Annotated in this window: 5 protein-coding genes and 1 rRNA gene; 1 reads left to right on the forward strand and 5 read right to left on the reverse strand. The window is 36.1% G+C overall.

Annotation, left to right across the window (positions count from 1 at the left end):
- Positions 1-43: 43 nt before the first annotated feature.
- The 4 genes from AC11ZT_RS07015 to guaB form a co-directional block, all read right to left on the reverse strand.
- Positions 44-880: a substrate-binding periplasmic protein gene (locus AC11ZT_RS07015; RefSeq protein WP_484058913.1), complete on the reverse strand. Its 837-nt coding sequence runs from the start codon at positions 878-880 to the stop codon at positions 44-46.
- A gap of 220 nt (positions 881-1,100) precedes the next feature.
- Positions 1,101-2,549 (reverse strand): sigma-54 interaction domain-containing protein, encoded by a 1,449-nt coding sequence (locus AC11ZT_RS07020; protein ID WP_484058914.1) that lies wholly within the window; start codon positions 2,547-2,549, stop codon positions 1,101-1,103.
- 181 nt (positions 2,550-2,730) lie between these two features.
- A complete protein-coding gene (locus AC11ZT_RS07025; protein ID WP_484058915.1) occupies positions 2,731-4,059 on the reverse strand; it encodes a serine hydrolase in 1,329 nt (442 codons plus the stop codon).
- A 101-nt stretch (positions 4,060-4,160) separates the two neighbouring features.
- Entirely contained in the window at positions 4,161-5,621 is a 1,461-nt protein-coding gene (gene guaB / locus AC11ZT_RS07030; protein ID WP_484058916.1) for an IMP dehydrogenase, read from the reverse strand.
- Between the two features lie 117 nt (positions 5,622-5,738).
- Between guaB and AC11ZT_RS07035 the strand changes: the two genes are divergently transcribed.
- The gene (locus tag AC11ZT_RS07035; RefSeq protein WP_484058917.1) at positions 5,739-6,710 is read left to right on the forward strand and encodes a YaaC family protein; all 972 of its coding nucleotides are present in this window, start codon (positions 5,739-5,741) and stop codon (positions 6,708-6,710) included.
- An 82-nt stretch (positions 6,711-6,792) separates the two neighbouring features.
- On the opposite strand, the gene rrf is transcribed toward AC11ZT_RS07035, so the two are convergent.
- Positions 6,793-6,883: ribosomal RNA gene (rrf, locus tag AC11ZT_RS07040) — 5S ribosomal RNA — on the reverse strand; the annotation flags it as partial.

A 6,883-nucleotide genomic window follows, 5' to 3' on the forward strand; every position in this document is an offset into this window, starting at 1 on the left:
ACGAACCATTCATTGGAAAGGGGGAAATCCCCCTTATCATTCTTTATTGCACTAGGTTATCTTCATTTAGACCATATTTCTTTAATACTTGTAGAACGAATCCTTCTTTTTTCAATTTATCAATTTCTGTATTCATCGCATCTAATAGATCTTTATCATCTTTACGAACTGCCGCTGCAACATTTCCATCATATTTTGCTTTGTACGGACTTACCAATTTCAGTGCAAGAGATGGATCGTGTTGAATCGAGTATGCGGAAGTAGCACTATCTGTAATGACGGCGTCGATTTTACCTGTATTAAGCGCTAATAGCAGTTCTGCTTGTGATCCAAAAATCTTAACTTCCTTAATTTTCCCTTGTTTTTGTAAATCCTGCGCATATTCAAGGAACGTCACACCCTTTTGACCGCCCACTACTTTATCCTTTAAATCATCAATTCCTGTAACAGTGGAATCTTTTCTAACAACAATTGCTTCCGCTTCTTTATACCAAGTAGTTGTGAAAGTAGCTATTTTCTCACGTTCTGGTTTGATATACATACCATCTGTTACCATATCTATATTTTTATTATTTAGTTCTACGAGTAAATTCTCAAACTTTACTTCTTTCATTTCTACTTTCGGAATTCCTAGACGTTTTGCTGCCTCTTGAATAATTTCTGCATCAATGCCGACAAATTTTTGATCTGCTTTATCTAAAAATGCGAATGGCGTATCATTAGAAGATCCAACAACAAGAACACCTTTTTGTTTAATAGCATCCAACGTGCCTTTTGAAGCAGTTGTCGATGTTGCTGTTGTTTCTTGCTTTCCACATCCCGCTAATACAATCCCAACTGTTAACATAAGCATAAGAACAAGCATAGACAGTTTTTTCATTTTAAAAATTCCCCCTTTTGAAATTAAAAGACTATTTTGATAATTTAATACGCAAGAAACGTGCCAACTGTATTTTTCTCGTTTGTCACTATATTTGACATAGATACGTTACATTTTCTTACCTAAAAAGAATCAAATATGATTCATAAATAGAAAAAAGTGATTCAATTATGAATCACTTTTTCATAATTGAATCACTTTTTTTAATCTAGCTCTATTTTTATTCTTTCACTCTCATAAAAGAAATTTTTCTACTGATTGTACTTTGACTTACTTTTAGCTGATTTGCCAACTTTCTTGTTGAGGGGTACAACAAAATAGCTTTTTCAAGCAAATCATGTTCGAATTGTTCCACCATTTCTTTGTAACTTAAATTTGTCTGATTTAATATGGCTTGAATATAGTCTTCATTTTGTACTGTTGCCGCAGGTATTTGCTTTTGTACCCGTGATACAAGACTTCCCTCTACATTTTCGATTTGAATTACATTACTTTCCGTAGTTAAAACGAACCGTTCAATCATATTTTCTAGCTGCCGAATATTGCCGGGCCATTCATATGATAATAGGCGTTCTATCGCTTGCGGTGAAAATACCTTTTGAATATGGTATTTTTGATTAAAGTAATCTAGCTTATTAAAAATGAGCTCTAGTCCATCTTCTTGCCGTTCCCTTAGTGGAGGAATCGTAATAGGGACAACATTTATTCGATAATATAAATCCAAGCGAAATTTCTTTTCTTGTACCATTTTCTCTAAGTCTTTATTTGTTGCAGCTATAAACCGAACATCCGCTTGTATCGGCTGTCTTCCCCCTACTCGTAATAGCGTTTTACTATGCATGACTTGGAGTAGCTTTGTTTGTAAGTCGAGAGGAAGCTCCCCGATTTCATCTAGAAAAAGCGTTCCGTTCTGTGCTGCCTCTACAAGTCCTATCTTTCCTGTTGAAAGTGCCCCAGAAAACGAGCCTTTTTCATATCCAAACAATTCTGATTCAAATAAATGATGAGGTATTGTACTGCAATTTACTTCCACAAAGGGATACTTGCTTCTTGCACTATTTTCATGAATCCACTTTGCAACCTCTGTCTTTCCAACACCTGATTCTCCTAATAATAGAATGGTTGTATCTAAAGGTGCTAAACGAGAAAGTAGCTTTATAATATGCTGCATAGATGTACTCTTCGCAATTAGCCCCTCTGGTACAACACTTGCCTTTTGCAACACATGTAACTGATCTACATAATATTGAATTGCCTTTTCCATTTCTTCTATTTGTTGCTTCAATGATATGATTTCCGTAATATCTCGAGATGTTGAAACAACACGCTTCAGTTGATTGTTTTCATCAAAAACAGGGTTTGCTGATACAATTAATTTTCTACCTGTTGATGTATTTTGTATCAAGGTTACAGGAGCCTTTTTTTCTAACACCGCTACCGTTGCAGAAGGAGAGAATATACCTGCATCCACTAACTCGTATACATTTCTTCCTATCAATTCAATTCCTTGTACTCCATAGTTTTGCTCACATACCGGATTCACACGAATGGTCATTCCCGTTTCGTCCGTTACAAAGATTTCTTCATGTGTCGCTGCAAACACGGCTTCCAATTCCCTTAGATTTTCTTGAAGAGATTGCAGTTTATCATCGAATCCTTTTTCATGCATCGACATCACCCTTATGCCAAATATGCTTATATTATAACAAATTTTCTATCTATCACTAAATTTCACTTAGAATCAATTTATATTTGGAGGAGCTTTCGCAGTGAATGTTATGGTAAGTGAGGAACTTACTACTGAATAATTGATGGAAATAAGAAATGAAAAAAGTCCCCAAATTGGGGACTTATTTAAATAAACCTTTTACAGAATTTACCGCACCTGACCAAAGATTTCCGAAGAAGGATCCAATACCACGCATAGCTAGTACGAACCAATTCGCTTTATCTACATCTGTTTTCGTTACTAAGTCTACCTTTAATTCTTTCCCTGTTAAAAAGCCAGGGTCATTACTATCAGTCGATGTAATTGTCATAGAGCCAACCTTCGTATTTTTCTTAATTGGTGCTGTGACTTCTTTATTATCTAATTGATACCCTACAGAATAAGGAGATTTTCCTCCTTTAGGAATAGCGATATCAACAGCCTTTGCTGTTTCAACCTCAACTTGCTTTTGTTTTCCCTTTACTACAGGTACTGTTTTCTTATCTGCTACTTGATATCCTTGTGGATATAATTGTTTTGCGTCAAAACTACTAAATCCATAATCCAATAATTTTTTCGTTTCATCAAAACGTGCATTGTACGAATTTGATTTAATGACAACTGAGATGAGTCGAAGATCTCCGCGCTTTGCAGTTCCTGTAAAGCAATAACCCGCTTCAGGTGTAGAGCCTGTTTTCAATCCATCTACGCCTTCATATTGGAAAACAAGACCTTTTAACATCCAGTTCCAGTTATCCATTTGAACCGGATATTTTCCGCCCTCTTGGAATACTTTTTTCGGAATTTTAGCTGTTTCCAGTGCATCCGGATAATCAAGAATTAAGCGTTGTGCTACAATGGCACAATCTCTTGCAGTCATTTTATTTTCTTCGTCAGGGCTTGTGCCTTCCGGTTGTTTACCCTTTAAGTCTTTATTCGTAAGACCTGTTGCATTTACAAATTTATAATCTGTCAAACCAAGATCTTTTGCCTTTTGATCCATTAATTTAATGAAATTTGCTTCTGAACCAGAAACAAGCTCAGCCAACGCAATAGCGGCACCATTCGCAGAATAAATTGCCATCGCTTCATAGAGCTCTTTTACAGTATACGAACCGCCCTTTTCTAATGGAACATTAGACAACGAACGATCTTGCGAAATCATTTGTGCATAATCTGAAACTTGCGTTTTTTGGTCCCACTTTATTTTTCCACTTTGTACTGCCTCATGTACGATATATTCAGTCATCATTTTTGTCATGCTGGCAATAGCTAAAGAAGAATCAGCATTTTTCGCATATAATATTTTTCCCGAATTTGCTTCCACTAGTATTGCAGCTTCAGCTTGAATATTTAACGATGTACTCCCTTGAGCTGATACAGTACTTGTACTAGTTGAAACAAACATGCTGAATAATAATGGAATAATTGTTACAATCACAAACAGTTGCTTTTGAAACGACGCTTTCACGTTGGTACCTCCCATAAGATTGTTTTCAGATAAACGTTATTCTAACACAATCTAAAAAAAATAGACAGAGCTATTCGTCTCTGTCTATTAACGTCATTGTATTATGAATAGTTTGGTGCTTCTTTCGTAATTTGAATATCATGTGGGTGACTTTCACGTAATCCTGCACCAGTCATACGAATGAATTGGGCGTTGTCACGCAACGCTTCTAAATCCTTAGAACCGCAGTATCCCATGCCTGCACGTAATCCGCCAACCATTTGATGAAGTGTATCAGAAAGAGGTCCCTTGTAAGGCACCCGACCTTCAATACCTTCTGGAACAAGCTTTTTATTTCCTTCTTGGAAATAACGATCCTTACTACCATTTTCCATAGCACTTACTGAGCCCATGCCACGATATACTTTAAAACGACGTCCTTGATAAATTTCAGTGTCTCCAGGGCTTTCTGAAACACCTGCTAATAGACTACCAACCATAACAACGTTAGCGCCTGCTGCTAGCGCCTTAACCATATCACCTGAATACTTAATACCGCCATCAGCGATAATAGGTACACCGTACTTACGAGCTGCTGTTGCACAGTCATAGATTGCAGTTAATTGAGGTACACCTACCCCAGCAACGATACGAGTTGTACAAATAGATCCTGGTCCAATACCTACCTTAATAATACTTGCGCCCGCTTCAATAAGATCAACTGTCGCTTCTGCTGTTGCCACATTTCCTGCAATAAGATTTAAGTCAGGATACTTTTGTCTAATTTCCTTTACTTTGTCTAATACACCTTTTGAATGTCCATGAGCTGTGTCAATAACAATTACATCAACTCGGGCTTTTACAAGTGCATCGACTCTTGTCATTGTATCAGATGTTACTCCGACAGCTGCTCCGACCAAAAGTCGTCCTTGCTCGTCTTTAGCTGAATTAGGAAACTCAATAACTTTTTCAATATCTTTAATTGTAATTAATCCTTTTAATACGCCGTTATCATTAACAAGAGGGAGTTTTTCAATTTTATATTTTTGTAGAATTTTTTCTGCCTGTTCTAGTGTAGTTCCTACAGGAGCAACAACGAGATTTTCCTTCGTCATAACATCACAAATTTTTATAGAATAGTCCTGGATAAAACGTAAATCACGGTTTGTGAGAATTCCGACAAACTTTTGCTCATCTGGATTATTTACGATAGGTACACCTGAAATACGATATTTTCCCATTAAATGTTCTGCATCATATACTTGATGTTCAGGTGTTAAAAAGAACGGATCTGAAATAACGCCACTCTCACATCGTTTTACCTTGTCTACTTGCTCCGCCTGTTGCTCAATAGACATATTCTTATGAATAATCCCTAAACCACCTTGACGTGCCATTGCAATCGCCATATCCGCTTCTGTAACTGTATCCATCCCTGCACTTAATATCGGGATATTTAATTGTAACGTATCCGTTAGTGCTGACTTAATGGACACTTCACGAGGAAGAACTTCTGATTTTGCTGGAACTAAAAGTACATCATCAAAAGTTAAACCTTCCTTAACAAATTTATTTTCCCACATAATTCTTTCCCCCCTATTGTTTTAAAATATTATTAGTAGCTTAACAATTGGACAAAATACTGTCAAGGAACTGTCGATTTGTTGCAATTTTTAGAATATTTAAAGGAGCCAACATATATGAATAATGAATTCGCATGGGACGGGCTAAGTTTTTTCATATCTTCCACACATTCCCAAAAATATTTAGCTACCTGCTATCAAACCTTAGAGGTATCTGAGTGGGAGAAAAGAGCTTATGAAAATTGCTTTCCTTTTATTTATTATTTAGAACACGGCAAAAATTATTACAACCTAGCCGAACGTGCACCTCTTTCCATCCAACCTGTTCTTCTTTTTTATGGAATGATTCAATTAATAAAAGCCTGTCTATTAACCGTTGATCCGAATTACCCAGAATCCACCATTCTGTTAGCACATGGCGTAACAACCCGTAAACGAAAAAAACAAGACTACTCTTTTCTACATGATGAAGTTAAAATTCAAAAACATGGTTTGTTTACTCATGCTGCAGACAAATTGTTTCATATTAAATATCTAGAAGGCGAAAAATATACTATGGACATGCTTATGCATAGAATTGCAGAACTATATGAATTATTTTTCTATAGTAAAAAAGAACCGAAATTGCTTAAAGTAGATGTACAGAACCCCAAAAAAATATCCATTCCTGTAGCAGCATTAGATTTGTATCATATCACAGAGGTACGTTTTCAGGAATATATGAAGTCGACTTGTTCTCACTTAAAGATGGTACCTGCAAATATTCAGCATGGTGAAGAAATATTATTTGAAACATCTATTGCTTGGGACGGTCTCAGAAGTTCTCCTCTTCTTTATAACTACAATGAAGATGCTTATTTTCTACCTCCTTCTCGTGAAATGATGACCCTTTTTCCTGAAGTACTACCACACTATTTACTTCTTTATAATTTAAGTATGATTAGCAGATATGAGACTGAATGGTGGAGTGAATTGCTTCGTTCTTATCATTCTGAAGATTATCCATTTATTTTTCAATTTTTATCTATCTCTGCTAAGAAAATACCTTATTATGTTTATCTTTATCTTTTTAATAAAATACAGGGATAGTAAAAGATACATCTATTTTTTTATTTCTTGGGTAATAAAAAAATAAAAAAGAACCGATCATCATGACCGGTTCTTTTGGTTTGCCTAGCGACGTCCTACTCTCACAGGGACAAAGTCCCAACTACCATCGGCGCAAAAGAGCTTAACTTCCGTGTTCGGTATGGGAACGGGTG

This window comes from Ectobacillus sp. (genome assembly GCF_056992975.1).